At 42.5% G+C, this 348-nt stretch carries 1 protein-coding gene; it reads right to left on the reverse strand.

Annotated elements, in window-relative coordinates; translation table 11 throughout:
- On the reverse strand, positions 1-348 hold a 348-nt coding region (locus tag AB9K37_RS00005; RefSeq protein WP_369835039.1), incomplete at both ends, for a DUF819 family protein.

Raw genomic sequence — 348 nt, forward strand, 5'->3', positions numbered from 1 at the left:
GGCTAAGCCCTATGGTAGTAACCACAAAAATGATCCAAAACAGTTTTGAATGTAATGAAAACTTTTCAAGATCAGGGTAATTTGCCTGAAAAAATGGCACGGCAAGATCTGCGATTAAATGGGCTATGCCCGTTGCGCCAAAACCAAAGGCTACGAGAATCATTAAATCGCGAAGTTCTGGCTTGCGCGAATTTTTCTTTTCAAAATGGGTGACTGTATCAATCAGTTTGTCGATAGATGAGGTATCAGCCCCGGTACGCTTATCGATTTCTTTATGACGCGCAGCCAAATACAACAGACCCGCCATCCAAATATTGGCAACCACAATATCGACTGTCACCATAATCG

This window comes from Donghicola sp. XS_ASV15 (genome assembly GCF_041224595.1).
In the GTDB taxonomy this organism is placed as follows: Bacteria; Pseudomonadota; Alphaproteobacteria; order Rhodobacterales; family Rhodobacteraceae; genus Donghicola.